Below are 12781 nucleotides of genomic sequence, written 5' to 3' on the forward strand. Positions count from 1 at the left end.
ATGAAAAATTTCGCAAATTATACGGCAAAGACCCGCGCCTGGCTTGGCATGGTCGCGGGCGGTGGCTTTCGGTATGCTTGCGCCTTTGAGAGCAAGCAACCCGCCTATGACCCGCATTGTCTACACCCTGATGTTATACCTGGCCCTGCCGGTGATCGCGCTGCGATTGCTGTGGCGCGCGCGCCTGGCACCGGCCTATCGCGCGCGCTGGGGCGAGCGCTTTGCTGTTGCAGGGGGCAAGCCTCGCGGCCCCGCTATTTGGGTGCACGCGGTGTCGGTGGGCGAAACCCTGGCGGCTCTGGACATGATTGAATTCCTACAGCAGCGCTACCCAGACCACCGACTCTTAGTTACCACCACCACGCCAACCGGTTCCGAGCGCGTGACGCAGGCGCTCGGCGATACCGTGGATCACGTCTACCTGCCCTACGATTTACCGGATTGCTGGTGGCGTTTTTTCAAGGCATTTCAGCCGCGCTTGTTAATCGTTATGGAAACTGAACTGTGGCCCAATTTGTTGGCGGCCTGCGCGCGCCGGCAAGTTCCGGTGTTGTTGGCAAACGCGCGTCTGTCGGCCAAGTCTGCCAGGGGCTATCAGCGGTTGGCGTGGCTCAGTCGGCCCATGTTGCAGCGCTTGACGGCGGTGGCCGCCCAGCAGCAGCCAGACGCCGAGCGCCTGATCGCGCTCGGCGCGGCACCGGGGCGGGTGCACGTAACGGGATCGATTAAATTTGATCTCACTCTGACCGATCAACAGCGCGTTCGGGCTGCCGCGCTACTGACCGAGTGGGCGCCGGCGGGCGAGTGCATTTGGTTGGCGGCCTCCACTCACCCAGGCGAAGATGAGCAGATACTGACGGCCTTCGCCGCAGTGCGCCAACGCCAGCCACAGGTGCGCTTGGTACTGGTGCCCCGCCATCCCGAGCGCTTCGACAGGGTCGCGCGCCTTTGCCAGGACGCCGGCTGGCGCACCCGGCGCCGCAGCCAGCCAGGTGGCGACGCCTTCGATGTGTTGGTGGGCGATACGATGGGCGAGTTGTTGGTGTTTTACGGTGCCTGCCATGTGGCGTTTGTGGGCGGCTCGTTGGTGCCCACGGGCGGCCACAATATGATCGAGCCGGCCGCTTGGGCTAAACCTGTTATCTGCGGGCCGCACCTGTTCAATTTTGCCGAAGTAGCGCGCTTGATGAGCGTCGCGGGCGGTCTGTTTCAAGTGTCGACTGCCGCCGCGCTGGCCGAGCAAGTGCTGGCCTTAGTGGCAGATGAATCCCTGCGGTCGCACTCTGGGGCAGCGGCACAGTCGGTGGCTGAGACGAATCGAGGCGCGCTCGCGCGCTTAGTGCAGCTTGTGGACGAGACATTGCGCCGCTGAGTGGGCGCAGGTGTGCGCCAAAAAAAACACCGGCCAAGGCCGGTGTTTTTTTTGGCGCTAGGTGGTGCGGATTACTGCTCGTACTTGGCGCGCTCAACGGCGGCCAAGTCATCCAGCCACTCGTTGATTTTAACCACGTCTGCAGGTGTCAGATTGCCGGCCACTGCCTTCAACTGAAACTGGTTGATAACATAATCGTACAGGGCGTTGGAGTAGTCGCGTCGGGCTTGGTACAGGGTGCGCTGCACTTGCAGTACGTCCACCAGGTTGCGGGTGCCCACCTCGTAGCCAGCCTGGGTGGCAGAGACGGCACTTAAGCTCGAGGTAATGGCCTGCTTGCGCGCGGCTACGCGGGCCACATCGGTGGTCACTAGCAGGTGCAGCGAGCGCGCCGCCTGAATGGTGTCGCGATTGGCTTTGTTGTACAGCTCTTCGGCCTGCATGGCGCTGCCGTGCGCTTGGCGCGAACGGGCACTGGTACCGCCGCCTTCGAAAATGGGTACGTTCAAATTCAGCGACGCGGTGGTGCCGTTGGTGGCGCGATTATTCAGAATGTTTTCACCGTCTTCCGAATCGGAGTCGCTGTAGCCCAGGCTGGCAGTCAATGTGGGGTAGTGCGCTGCTTGCGACGCTTGAGCACCGCGGCGCGAAGCCTCGGCGGCCAGGCGTGCAGACTTCAGTGCATAGTTATTTTGCAGAGCAAAGCTCACCCACTCCGAACGGGCTTCGGGCTGTGGTTTTAGTACGGGAAAATCTTCTTTCAGAGGCGCAATGGTGTCGTGGGCGGTGCCTGTGAGTACCTCCAGGGCTTCGAAAGCGATACCCAAATTGCCGCGCGCGGTGAGTGTTTGCGCGGTGGCAATGTCGTAAGAGGCCTGGGCTTCGTGGACGTCGGTAATGGCCGTCAGCCCCACTTCAAAGCGCTGCTTGGTTTGCGCCAACTGGTGCGAGTTAGCGTTTTCTTCGGCGATGGACGCCTCCAGGGTGTCGATGGCGCGCAGTACGTTAAAGTAGGCGGTGGCCACGCGCACGATTAAGTCCTGTTGCGCAGCGCTGAAATCGGCCTCGGCTTTTTCCGTTAAATCGATACCTTGCTGATAGCCAAACCAGGCTGCCATATTGAACAGTGGTTGGGTCAGGGTGGCGCCCCAGGTTGTATTTTCGGGCTCGGAGGGGCCGGTGACACCCGATTGCGTCACATCCAGATCGCTTTTGCTGTAGCTGGCATTGGCGGAAATTAGCGGCAGCAAATTCGCGCGGCCAATATTTTTTGCCTCGCGCGCGCTGCGGTAGGCGGCCTCGTCTGCCTTGAGTTGATGGTCGTTTTCAACGGCCAATTGGTAAATTTCGTTGAGGGTATCGGCCTGGGCAAAATTCAGGCTGCCAATGAGCCCGGCCGCGCATATCCAGCGCAGAGTGTGGGCTAGCGGTTTGCGGGAAGACATAGTCGCATCCTTCGATGACTGAATTACTGAGGGTTTGTGTGCGGCAAGATTACCTTATCAGTTAGGTCTGGCCTAGTGTGGATTGTGAAAAGTAGGGTTAATTCAGGTCGAACGGAAAGGCGCCTGAGATCAACTGGCGCAATGACTTGCGGGCAGGGCCAAGGTGCGGTGGCGGACGCAAAAAGTAGAGAGTTTGCGAAAAAATGCCGTACAGTAGCCCACATAATAACGAGGGCTGCCGGTCAGACCGGCGCGCAGAGAGGGTGCAAATGTCAAAAGGCTTTGATTATGTGATTGTGGGGGGCGGCTCCGCTGGCTGCGTGTTGGCGAACCGGCTGAGTGCCGACGGCGAAACGCGGGTTTGCCTGTTGGAGGCCGGCGGCAGTGATCGCAATCCGCTGATCGATACTCCCCTGGGGGTAATTGCTGCGGTGGCCGGCGGCTTGTTCAACTGGTCTTTCCACACCAAAGTGCAGCCCACCATGGGCAATCGCTCGCTCTACTGCCCGCGCGGCAAAGTATTGGGGGGCAGCAGCTCTATCAACGCCATGTTGTATGTGCGCGGTCAGCCAGAGGACTACGACCGCTGGGCGCAGGAAGGTTGTCCCGGTTGGGACTGGGCCTCGGTGCTGCCCTACTTCAAAAAGGCGCAACATCAAGAGCGCGGTGCCAATGCATTTCACGGCGTGGGTGGTCCTTTAAACGTGGCGGACCTGCGCAGCCAGCACCCCCTGTGCGAGGCCTTTCGACGCGCCGCCATCGAAGCAGGCCTGCCGGCAAACGACGACTTTAACGGCGCCCATCAAGCGGGCGTGGGCTGGTTTCAAACCACCCAAAAAGATGGCAAGCGCTGCAGTGCGGCGGTGGCTTACTTGCACCCGGTACTCGCCGAGCGCCGCAACCTAACGGTAATTACTCGGGCCCAGGCGCGCCGTGTGTTGTTGGATGGCAAGCGCGCGGTGGGGGTGGAATACCAGGTGGGCGACGATATTTACCAAGCGCTGGCAGCCAAGGAGGTCATTCTGAGTGCCGGTGCCTTTGGTTCGCCACAGCTGTTGCTCTTGTCGGGTGTGGGGCCGGCCCACAAATTGGCCCCGCATGGCATTCCGGTCGCGCACGATTTGCCGGGGGTGGGCGAAAACCTGCAGGAACATGTGGATGTTTTGCTGGTGGCCAAGGAAAAAACCGCCACGTCCTGGGGCATTTTGCGGCCCCGCCAAATACTGCGGTCGTGCTATGCACTGGGTGAATACCTGCTCAAGCGCCGAGGTATGTTGAGCTCTACCGTGGCCGAAGTGGGCGCGTTTTTTCGGGCCGAGGAGGACGCCCCCACGCCCGATGTGCAATTGCACGTGTCGCCTCTGGCCATGGCCGATCACGGCCGCTATTGGCCCTACTATTTTCGGTACGGCATCACGGTGCACGTGGGATTGTTGCGACCCCACAGTCGCGGTTCGCTAAGTTTACACAGCGCCAACCCGAGCGCGGAGCCCTGTATTGATTTGAATATGTTGAGCGATGCCCGCGATCTGCCGCCGCTAGTGGCGGCTTTGAAAAAAGTGCGCGACATTTTTCAACAGCCGGCGCTGCGATCTATTTACGGTGGTGAACTGGTGCCGGGCGACGCGCTGGCGAGCGATGCAGAACTGGCAACCTTTGTGCGCATGGCCGCCAATCACATCTACCATCCGGCCGGCAGCTGCAAAATGGGCGATGACGCCATGTCAGTGGTGGACGCACAATTGCGCGTCCGCGGTCTGGAGAAGCTGCGGGTGGTGGACGCTTCCATTATGCCGACATTGATCAGCGGCAATACCAATGCGCCCACCATCATGATTGCCGAAAAAGCGGCCGATATGATTCTACAAACACCCACGGGGAACTAAATGGCCTGGTGTGGCTCCAACCAACAGGTTTTAAAACGCTAAACGTGAAAGGGGATTAACCCATGAAAATTTATTCGCAAGTGGCCGCGTTGATTCTGTTCTGTCTGCCTGTCGTTGGGCTCCAAGCCGCCGAGGTTGCCGAGTCGCAGGCGCCGGCCTTGTCCAAGGTGAAGCTGGACCGGTTGGACGAGGTCTACGCCAAACCGGGTGTGGACTGGCACCAATATACCCATGTGCTGCTGGCGCCGCTGGATATGAATGACACCGAAATTAAAGCGCCGTCGGGCACCCACAAGCGCGACATCAAGCCGCTTACCGACAAGCAAAAGGAAGCGTTTAACAGCGCGTTTCAGCGCGCATTTACCCGCGAGCTAAACGAAGACGACGCCTTTCAAGCTGCCTCAGAAGCCCAGGCCAATACGCTGAAAATCCAGGGTAAAATACTGCAACTGGCGCCCACCTATATTCCCGACAGTCGCATGGCGGCCTCGGGTCGCAATCGGGTGTACTCGGAAACCGCGGGCACTATCACCATGCAATTTGAAATTTACGACGCGGTCTCTGGTGAGCTACTTGCCAAGGTGACAGACAAGCGTGAAGCCACGCGTATGTGGCGCGAAAATAACGCCGTTCAAAACCGCGCACAAGTGAATCAGATCATGGGGTCTTGGGCGCGTATTTTCCGCAACCACCTGGACGACGTGTCGGCCCGCTAAGTTCGCACGCCGGCGCCAAGGCGCGCCGGTTTTACCCCTCCCGCCCACTGCTATACACTGCTCTGCACCGCCCGTGTGCCGAATGGCCACTGTCCTAATCCGTGGATTCACAAGGAATGCCCTATGCAGCGATTAATAATCTTTTGCCTGACCCTGCTGGTTATGGCGTGCGCCGCCAAGACTAAAGCGCCCTCGCCCGCCGATAAAACGCAGGCGGATTTAGCCGCCTTTTCGGTTATCAGCGTGACCGACCCCGCCTTTCAGCCCAATCGGGGCGAAACCATCAGTTGGGTGTCGGATGTCATCTTTGTCGGGCAGGAGGAAACGCCAGAAGATTTGCAAACCATTGAGTTTATCAAGGCCGATATCGATGAAGACTTGGCATTGAAAGGCTTTCAATTAGGCGAAGGCGTGAATGCAAACTATCGGGTGCTCGCCCTGGTGCAAGTGGGCGATGAGCAATTGTCCACGGAAATGCGCGAACTGTTTCGCCTGTACCCGAGTTTGGGGCGCGACAGCCAGCTGCACAAGGGCATGTTGATCGTCGCCGTGGCCCGCCCCGGCAGTGTGCAGGCACTTTGGCGGGGCGCCATAAAAGTATTTTTGGACGACGATCAGGTGTTGACCCCAGCACAACAGCGCCAGCGTCTGCGCGCGGCGGTGGACAAGGTTATGGCCTCCATGCCCAAAGCACTCTAACGGCGTTGGTAAACGGGCCACGGGCCGGAGCACATGCATGTTTGATTCAGAATTTCGACGTCGCGACGTAGAGCTCGCCGAGACCGAAGTAACCTACCAAGGCTTTTTTCGGATGGTGCGTCTGAAGCTGCGCCACAGGTTGTTTCGCGGCGGCTGGAGCGGTTGGATCACCCGCGAGCTGTTTGAACGCGGCGAGGCGGTAGCCGCTATTTTGTACGACCCAGTGCGCGACCGCATTGGCTTCGTCGAACAGTTTCGCGTAGGTGCGCTGAATGATCCCCTGGGCCCCTGGTGCCTCGAGGTGGTGGCTGGCATGACGGAGGTGGGTGAAACGCCGGCTGAGGTCATCCATCGGGAAATCGTGGAAGAGGCCGGAATTGCGGCTCGGCAGTTGGTACCTATCTGCCAATACATGAGTAGCCCGGGCGGCTCGGACGAGCGCTTGCACCTCTTTTGTGCGCTGTGCGACCTCAGCGAAGCCGGCGGTATATTTGGGCTGGCAGATGAAAATGAAGACATTCGGCTGCACACGGCTGCGGCCGACGCCGTATTCGCCGCCCTCTACAGTGGTCGATTTAACAATGCCGCCACGCTCATATGCCTGCAATGGCTGCAGCAACACCGCGCACAACTGCAGGCGAATACCTGATCGAACTGCGGTGCAGTTCAAGTCTGCAGCACGCGAGGCGTGAGTTTGACATAAACCTGTGCCATGCTTAGCGGCAATGGTGTTAATTGTGGTGCGCTTTTATGGCTGTATGTGCTGATCTCCGCGCAAAACGTCGCTATCAGGTTGACTTGGTGGCGCAGCAGGCACTGGGCGACATGAATTACGCCCGCCTGATGCGTTTGCTGCCCGACCTGGCGCAACGCAGCCTCTGGTGCTTCAAAATTACCGCGCCCAAGGGCGATTGGCGGGTCACTTTGCGGGTTGAAGAACGTGCCAGATTTACCACCAGCGTGCTAATATCGCGCCATCAGAGCGACTGCCGCTGGACCCAGTCGCCCGTGCTGAAAGTGCGCCTCTATCACGATGCCCAAATGGCAGAAGTGGTGGCGTGGGAAAGGCACCGCGTAAAGCTTGGGCGCTACCCCTACCCGAATACCCAGATGTACCACTGTGATGAGAAGGTGCAACTCAATCGCTTTCTCGGTGAATGGTTGGCGCATTGCCTCGCCGAAGGCAAGGCAATTGACATCAACCTGAAGTTAACCGGCTAGCCCTGCGGCAACGGAAGAATAGGACTGGTTCAACCGGATGGACTTTCCAGAACACATAGCTTTTCCCAGCGATCGCCCTCTGCGGCTATTGCAAATCACCGACTGCCATCTGGGCGAGTACCCCGGCGAAGAATTGCTTGGCCTAAATACCGACCAAAGCCTGCACGACGTGTTGAACCTGGTGGCCAAGGAGCCTGCCGATCTCATCATCAACACCGGCGACGTATCCAGCCATGGCCACGTGGGTTCCTACAGCCGCTATCAAACGTTGGTAGATGGCTACACCCAGGTGCCGCACGCCTGGATTCCCGGCAACCACGATTTGCCCGACGCTATGGATGCCGCCGTAGCCGGCGGACGCAGCCCGCGCGTCATCGAAGCGGGGCCCTGGCAGTTTATTTTGTTGAGTACCTATGTGCCGGGGCACGAGCACGGTGACTTGACCGACGGCGAGCTGAAATTTTTAGCCGATACCTTGGCGGCTTCCAACAAGCCGGCATTGATCTTTTTACACCACCAGCCGCAGCCTGTGGGTAGTGCCTGGATCGATCAATACACGGTGCGCGCGCACGCCAAGTTCTTTGCGCTGGTAGACCCCTGTCCGCGCGTGAAAGGTGTGGTTTGGGGCCATGTACACCAGGCCTACGATCAAATGCGCGGGCACATTCGCATGTTGGCCAGCCCGTCGACCTGCATACAGTTTTTACCAGACAACGACGACTTTGCCTTAGACACCCAAATGCCCGGTATTCGCTGGTTTGAATTGCAGGCCGATGGCCAGTTTGACACCGGCGTTAAACGCATTGCCCACAAAGACTACCCCATCGACTTCAACTCCACGGGCTACTAATGCCCCAACTGTTGTACATCCACGGCTTTCTCAGCTCGCCCGCCTCTGCGAAGGCGGTGCAGCTTGCCAACTGGTTGGCCAGTCACCGGCCAGAGATCACCTTTATTTGCCCGGCGCTCTCCCCGCACCCGCGCCAAACGCGCAGCGCGCTGGAGCAAATTGTGGCAGCAGCGCGCGGCCCGCTGGGTGTGATGGGATCTTCCCTGGGCGGCTTTTGGGCCACTTGGCTGGTGGAGCGCTACGGGGTGCGGGCCCTGTTGATCAATCCCTCCACTAACCCCATGGCCATGTTGCCCGCCTATTTGAATCGGCCAGTGAAAAACTACCACAGCGACGCCAGCTACATCTTGACCGAGGGGGATCTGCGCGACTTGCGCGCCTGCGATACCCCCAGCCTCCGCCGCCACGCAAACTACTGGCTGCTGACGCAAACCGGCGACGAGGTGCTCGACTACCGCCTCGCCGTGGACAAATACCGGGGCTGCCGACAAACGGTGGAGCGGGGCGGCGATCACAGTTTTCAAGGTTTTGAGCGTTTTATCGAACCGGCAGTGGAATTTGTGCTGCCGTCACAGGAGTGATCAGAATGAAAAATTGGGCCTGGCTGATTGGCCTGTGTCTGTCGTGGCCGGTGGCGGCCGACGAGATGCAAGCGTGTTTGCTGGAAAAAATGAAAACCGCCAGCGATGAACTGAGTATTGGCGATCTGCGCAAAAGCTGCGCTAAGGTACTGGAATTGCAACAACTCCAGCAGGCCACCGAGGCCGCTCACGGCGAGCCCAGCCCGGTCACTCAGCGACTCATCGCCGAGCAGGAGGCGGTCGACAACCCCTTTGAGCTCTCTTCCTATCGGCGCAACTATGTGTTGCTGGGTTCCTACAACGCCACGCCCAACACCGAGATCTGGGATTTAGACCACCCGGAGCAGCCCATCAACAACACCGAGGTCAAGCTGCAATTATCCTTCAAGGCGTTGGTGGCGCGCGGTATTCTGGGCGCGGATTTGTGGGCGGCCTACACCCAGCAAAGCTGGTGGCAATTGTACGCCGAGCAATCGGCACCCTTTCGCGAAACCAATTACGAACCCGAGGCCATGCTGCGCTGGGATACCCACATGACCGGTCTGGGCTACACAGTGCGCGCGTTAACGCTGGGTTTTAACCACGAGTCCAACGGTCGCTCGGGCGAGTTTTCGCGCAGTTGGAACCGCTTGATGGCCACCACCGTGATCGACAAGGGCAACTTGGTGGTGGTACCGCGCCTTTGGTGGCGCCTGCCGGAGCCCGACGACGAAGACGACAACCCCGATATCGACGACTATTTGGGCGTGGGCGATTTGGCGGTGGCCTACAAATGGGACGAGCAGCTGTTTACCGCCACCTTCAAAGGCGCCCAACAGCGCAAAAAGAACCACTACGGTGTGCAGCTGGACTGGACCTTTCCCATGGGGGGGCGATTCAAGGGCTACGTGCAGTACTACAACGGCTACGGCGAAAGCATGATCGACTACAACCACCGCAACCACCGCATCGGCTTTGGCATTTTACTTAACGACTGGCTCTAAGTGGCACCGGCTAAACAAAGGCCGCGCAACTGCGGTATAGTGGCCGCTGCCTATCCACTGCTGCGATATTAACGATAGATGTCTAACTACAACGCACAAGATATTGAGGTCTTAACAGGCCTCGACCCGGTTAAAAAACGCCCGGGTATGTACACTGAGACTACGCGCCCGAACCACCTGGCCCAGGAAGTGATCGATAACTCCGTGGACGAAGCCCTGGCCGGCCACGCGCGTCAAATAGACGTGGTGCTGCACAAGGACCAGTCGCTCACGGTTAGCGACGACGGCCGCGGCATGCCCGTGGACATGCACCCCGAGCAAAAAAAACCGGGGGTTGAGGTGATCCTGTCCACCCTGCACGCCGGTGGCAAGTTCTCCAATAAAAATTACCAGTTTTCCGGCGGTTTGCACGGCGTCGGTGTGTCGGTGGTGAATGCGCTGTCCGAGCGCTTGGTGGTCAGTATTAAGCGCGACGGCCAGGTGCACCAGATCGAATTCTCCAACGGCGACAAAACCCGCGACCTGACGGTGGTCGACACCTGCGGCAAACGCAATACCGGCACCTCGGTACATTTTTTACCCAATCCCAGCTATTTCGACTCCGCCAAATTTTCCGTGACTCGCCTGCGCCACGTCTTGCGCGCCAAGGCGGTCTTGTGCCCGGGTTTAAAAGTTACCTTTAAAGACGAACAGACCGGCGATGTGGATGAATGGCTGTATGAGGATGGCCTGTCGGACTACCTGAACGCTTCCACCCAGGGCTGGGAAACCTTGCCCGCTACTCCGTTCGTGGGCACCTTTACCGGTTCCACCGAGGCCTGCGATTGGGCGGTGCAATGGTTGCCCGAGGGCGGCGAAGTCATTCAAGAAAGCTACGTCAACCTGATTCCCACCGCGCAGGGCGGCACCCACGTCAACGGCTTGCGCACGGGTCTGCTGGAGGCTATGCGCGAGTATTGTGAATTTCGCAATCTGTTGCCGCGCGGCGTTAAGCTGGCGCCGGAAGATATTTGGAACGCCTGCTGTTTTGTCATGTCTTACAAGCATCACGACCCACAGTTTTCTGGGCAGACCAAAGAGCGTTTGTCCTCGCGCGAGGCGGCCGCATTTGTGTCCGGCGTGGCTAAAGACAGTTTTAGCTTGTGGCTGAATCAACACACGGAAGACGGCGACAAGCTCGCCGATTTGTGTATAAACAACGCGCAAAAACGCGTGCGCTCCAGCAAAAAAATTGCGCGCAAAAAAGTGACGCAGGGCCCGGCGCTTCCAGGCAAACTGGCCGATTGCGCCTGCGCCGAGCCAGAGCGCGGCGAACTATTTTTGGTGGAAGGCGACTCCGCCGGCGGCTCGGCCAAGCAGGCGCGCGATCGCGAGTGCCAGGCCATCATGCCATTGCGCGGTAAGATTCTGAACACTTGGGAGGTGGACTCCTCAGAAATTTTGGCGAGCCAGGAGGTGCACGATATCTCCGTGGCGCTGGGTGTCGATCCCGGCAGCGATGATTTGAGTGGTTTACGCTACCACAAAATTTGTATTCTGGCCGATGCCGACTCGGACGGGTTACACATTGCCACATTGTTATGCGCGCTGTTTTTACGGCATTTTAAACCCTTGGTACAAGCCGGACATATTTTTGTGGCCATGCCGCCACTGTACCGCATTGACCTGGGTAAAGAGGTGTTTTACGCGCTGGATGAAGCGGAAAAACAAGGCATTCTGGATCGCCTAACGGCCGAAAATAAAAAGGGTAAACCCAATGTCCAGCGCTTTAAGGGTTTGGGTGAAATGAACCCTCTGCAATTGCGCGAAACCACCATGGCCGCCGACACCCGGCGCCTAGTGCAATTGTTTGTGGACGACAGCGACGACACGGTGCAAGTGATGGATATGATGCTGGCTAAAAAGCGGGCCGGTGATCGCAAACAGTGGCTGGAAGACAAGGGCAATTTAGCGGATATCGCGCTTTAACTGGCCTGCCTGAGCAAACGGAGTTCAACGACATTGAGATTCACCGATAAGGAGCGACACATGAAAAAAATTAGCCTTTTGATAATGGGTGCTTTGCTGGCCGGCTTGGCGGCGTGCACCAGCTTGCCCTCGGCAGATAGCGATTGGGACACCAACTACGATTTTGCCAAAGTGAAAACCTACGGCTTTATTGATCGCGAAAAATTGCGCAGCATGACGCCGCTGACCAACGACATCACCCGCAACCGTATTGAAAATGCCATCGAAAAAAGCATGCAAGCTCAAGGCTTCAGCTACCAGGCCGATCCCAAGCAAGCGGATATTTTGGTGAGCTATCACGTCACCACCAAAGATAAACAGGATATCCGCACTTACAATACCGGTGTAAACCACTGCTGGAATTGTGCCTGGGGTCGCGGTATGGGTATGGGCGTTGGTTTTAACACCACCGATGTACGCGTGAAAGATTATGTGGAAGGCACGCTGATTATCGATATGGTCAATCCCCAAGACAGCGAGTCGGTTTGGCGCGGCATGCTGAGCGCCCGCATAAGCGATTTGAAATCGCAGCAAGAGCGCATAGACGCCATTAATTACGCCGTGCAAACCATACTGGCGCAGTTTCCACCCCAGCCTGCGGCCCAGTAAGTTGCGGTTTTGTAATCAAAGGCCTGCGGGCCTTTTTTCTTGCGTTAGATTTGTGTCATAGAGAGCGCAGACATGTTGCAGTACCAAATTATTCCGGTGACGCCCTTTCAGCAAAATTGCAGTTTGCTGTGGTGCGACCAAACGCGCGAAGCCGCGTTGGTCGACCCAGGCGGCGACGTGCATTTATTACAGGCGGCCATCGCGGCTCAGGGCGTTACTCTCACCAAAATACTCCTGACACACGGGCATCTGGATCACGTGGGCGGCACGGCGGCTCTAGTTGCGCAGTACGGCTTGCCGGTGGAGGGACCGCACCGCGAGGATGCCTTCTGGATCGACCAGTTGGCCATGCAGTGTCAAATGATGGGCTTCCCCCCGGTCGAAAATTTTCAGCCCGACCGCTGGCTCGAAG

13 protein-coding genes are annotated in these 12781 nt (G+C 58.3%); 12 read left to right on the forward strand and 1 reads right to left on the reverse strand.

The features are described from left to right. Positions 1 to 106 precede the first annotated feature (106 nt). Positions 107 to 1372 (forward strand): lipid IV(A) 3-deoxy-D-manno-octulosonic acid transferase, encoded by a 1266-nt coding sequence (gene waaA / locus ACW8F6_RS09750; protein ID WP_491575674.1) that lies wholly within the window; start codon positions 107 to 109, stop codon positions 1370 to 1372. A 71-nt stretch (positions 1373 to 1443) separates the two neighbouring features. Here waaA and ACW8F6_RS09755 read toward each other — a convergent pair whose 3' ends face one another. Beyond that, positions 1444 to 2817, reverse strand: a complete 1374-nt coding sequence (locus ACW8F6_RS09755; RefSeq protein WP_491575675.1) for a TolC family outer membrane protein — start codon at positions 2815 to 2817, stop codon at positions 1444 to 1446. A 269-nt stretch (positions 2818 to 3086) separates the two neighbouring features. On the opposite strand from ACW8F6_RS09755, the gene ACW8F6_RS09760 reads away from it, so the two are divergent. The 11 genes from ACW8F6_RS09760 to ACW8F6_RS09810 form a co-directional block, all read left to right on the forward strand. Next, positions 3087 to 4703: a GMC family oxidoreductase gene (locus ACW8F6_RS09760; protein WP_491575676.1), complete on the forward strand. Its 1617-nt coding sequence runs from the start codon at positions 3087 to 3089 to the stop codon at positions 4701 to 4703. 62 nt (positions 4704 to 4765) lie between these two features. Then, positions 4766 to 5419 carry a DUF3313 family protein gene (locus tag ACW8F6_RS09765; protein ID WP_491575677.1) on the forward strand — a complete coding sequence of 218 codons (654 nt, stop codon included), beginning with the start codon at positions 4766 to 4768 and terminating at the stop codon, positions 5417 to 5419. 123 nt (positions 5420 to 5542) lie between these two features. After that, complete coding sequence (locus ACW8F6_RS09770; protein ID WP_491575678.1) at positions 5543 to 6118, forward strand: DUF4136 domain-containing protein; 576 nt, start codon at positions 5543 to 5545, stop codon at positions 6116 to 6118. Positions 6119 to 6155: 37 nt separating this feature from the next. Continuing rightward, on the forward strand, positions 6156 to 6767 hold the full coding sequence (locus ACW8F6_RS09775; protein ID WP_491575679.1) for an NUDIX domain-containing protein: 612 nt from the start codon (positions 6156 to 6158) through the stop codon (positions 6765 to 6767). A gap of 101 nt (positions 6768 to 6868) precedes the next feature. Beyond that, entirely contained in the window at positions 6869 to 7339 is a 471-nt protein-coding gene (locus tag ACW8F6_RS09780) for a DUF1249 domain-containing protein (RefSeq protein ID WP_491575680.1), read from the forward strand. 37 nt (positions 7340 to 7376) lie between these two features. Then, positions 7377 to 8189: a 3',5'-cyclic-AMP phosphodiesterase gene (cpdA, locus tag ACW8F6_RS09785; protein ID WP_491575681.1), complete on the forward strand. Its 813-nt coding sequence runs from the start codon at positions 7377 to 7379 to the stop codon at positions 8187 to 8189. After that, on the forward strand, positions 8189 to 8770 hold the full coding sequence (locus tag ACW8F6_RS09790; protein WP_491575682.1) for a YqiA/YcfP family alpha/beta fold hydrolase: 582 nt from the start codon (positions 8189 to 8191) through the stop codon (positions 8768 to 8770). The genes cpdA and ACW8F6_RS09790 overlap by 1 nt, the downstream gene beginning before the upstream one ends. Before the next feature lie 5 nt (positions 8771 to 8775). Further along, positions 8776 to 9753, forward strand: coding sequence for a phospholipase A (locus ACW8F6_RS09795; RefSeq protein WP_491575683.1), 978 nt, complete (start codon positions 8776 to 8778; stop codon positions 9751 to 9753). Positions 9754 to 9831: 78 nt separating this feature from the next. Continuing rightward, positions 9832 to 11721, forward strand: coding sequence for a DNA topoisomerase IV subunit B (gene parE / locus ACW8F6_RS09800; protein ID WP_491575684.1), 1890 nt, complete (start codon positions 9832 to 9834; stop codon positions 11719 to 11721). Positions 11722 to 11781: 60 nt separating this feature from the next. After that, the gene (locus ACW8F6_RS09805; protein ID WP_491575685.1) at positions 11782 to 12369 is read left to right on the forward strand and encodes a DUF4136 domain-containing protein; all 588 of its coding nucleotides are present in this window, start codon (positions 11782 to 11784) and stop codon (positions 12367 to 12369) included. Positions 12370 to 12441: 72 nt separating this feature from the next. Further along, a partial coding sequence (locus ACW8F6_RS09810) for an MBL fold metallo-hydrolase (protein WP_491575686.1) occupies positions 12442 to 12781 on the forward strand: 340 nt, incomplete at its 3' end.

It is taken from the genome of Simiduia sp. (genome assembly GCF_058345725.1).

What these genes read in the sequence shown, in the direction of transcription:
- ACW8F6_RS09755 (WP_491575675.1), bottom strand. Translation starts at nt 2,817, where the DNA reads ATGTCTTCCCGCAAACCGCTAGCCCACACTCTGCGCTGGATATGCGCG.
- ACW8F6_RS09790 (WP_491575682.1), top strand. Translation starts at nt 8,189, where the DNA reads ATGCCCCAACTGTTGTACATCCACGGCTTTCTCAGCTCGCCCGCCTCT.
- ACW8F6_RS09780 (WP_491575680.1), top strand. Translation starts at nt 6,869, where the DNA reads ATGGCTGTATGTGCTGATCTCCGCGCAAAACGTCGCTATCAGGTTGAC.
- ACW8F6_RS09805 (WP_491575685.1), top strand. Translation starts at nt 11,782, where the DNA reads ATGAAAAAAATTAGCCTTTTGATAATGGGTGCTTTGCTGGCCGGCTTG.
- waaA (WP_491575674.1), top strand. Translation starts at nt 107, where the DNA reads ATGACCCGCATTGTCTACACCCTGATGTTATACCTGGCCCTGCCGGTG.
- cpdA (WP_491575681.1), top strand. Translation starts at nt 7,377, where the DNA reads ATGGACTTTCCAGAACACATAGCTTTTCCCAGCGATCGCCCTCTGCGG.
- ACW8F6_RS09775 (WP_491575679.1), top strand. Translation starts at nt 6,156, where the DNA reads ATGTTTGATTCAGAATTTCGACGTCGCGACGTAGAGCTCGCCGAGACC.
- ACW8F6_RS09795 (WP_491575683.1), top strand. Translation starts at nt 8,776, where the DNA reads ATGAAAAATTGGGCCTGGCTGATTGGCCTGTGTCTGTCGTGGCCGGTG.
- ACW8F6_RS09760 (WP_491575676.1), top strand. Translation starts at nt 3,087, where the DNA reads ATGTCAAAAGGCTTTGATTATGTGATTGTGGGGGGCGGCTCCGCTGGC.
- parE (WP_491575684.1), top strand. Translation starts at nt 9,832, where the DNA reads ATGTCTAACTACAACGCACAAGATATTGAGGTCTTAACAGGCCTCGAC.
- ACW8F6_RS09770 (WP_491575678.1), top strand. Translation starts at nt 5,543, where the DNA reads ATGCAGCGATTAATAATCTTTTGCCTGACCCTGCTGGTTATGGCGTGC.
- ACW8F6_RS09765 (WP_491575677.1), top strand. Translation starts at nt 4,766, where the DNA reads ATGAAAATTTATTCGCAAGTGGCCGCGTTGATTCTGTTCTGTCTGCCT.